The sequence below is a fragment of the Phycicoccus sp. Soil748 genome, from assembly GCF_001428025.1.
Classification (GTDB): domain Bacteria; phylum Actinomycetota; class Actinomycetes; order Actinomycetales; family Dermatophilaceae; genus Pedococcus.
Window position 1 is genome coordinate 975,970 of sequence record NZ_LMSC01000007.1, and the last position, 726, is coordinate 976,695.

Below are 726 nucleotides of genomic sequence, written 5' to 3' on the forward strand. Positions count from 1 at the left end.
ACGCCCGACTGGTCGAGGTCACCGAGGCCAGGGAGCGGGTGGCCATCTCCTCCAACGCATCGGCGTACGTCGGCAGGCCGGCGTGCCGCTCTTCCACACGCGTGACTGCGGCATCATCGCGGCGACGGGTGAACAGGGCGTCTTTGGCTTCCTTGACGGCCTGCTCGACCAGGGCGCCGATGGTGGCGGGGGCGGAGTAGCGCAGCNGCCGTCCGCGTCGTAGCTCATCGACAGCTCCGGCCTCGCGCACGCCCGCTGCTCGGCCATCGACCGCCGCGCAGCCTCTTCCGCCCGCTCGACCTCGGCCCGCCCATCCGTCGCGCTACCGGAGCCGTCCTCACCACCTTCATCCGCCACCGTCGGGGCGGGGAACGCGTGCCGGGACACAGCCCGGCGCAGCTGCGGCACCGTGGCCTCGCGGGCGAGGGCGGTGACCGAGGCCTGGTAGCCGGTCGGGACGCCGTGGGCGATGACAGCGACCTGGTCCAACGACAGCTCACCCGCATCCAGCGCCGAAGACGCGTCGACGAGCTCGGCCCGGCGCCGCGCGACCGCGACCACATCCTTGGCGTGCGCCGGTGACAACCCCGCCCGCACCACCAGGTAGTGCTCGGGGGTCTTGAACCCACCGTCGCCCCAGTGCCGGTCCGTGATGAGCTCCGCGGCGATGTCGACCAGCTCGGCCTGCGCCNCGGTTCAACCGCCCCGCGACCGCGGCGGTGTGGG

The 726-nt window shown here is 73.3% G+C and carries 1 pseudogene; it reads right to left on the reverse strand.

The features are described 5' to 3' along the window. Positions 1-207: 207 nt before the first annotated feature. Positions 208-678, reverse strand: a pseudogene (locus ASG70_RS20405) (DUF222 domain-containing protein); the annotation flags it as partial. Positions 679-726: the final 48 nt, after the last annotated feature.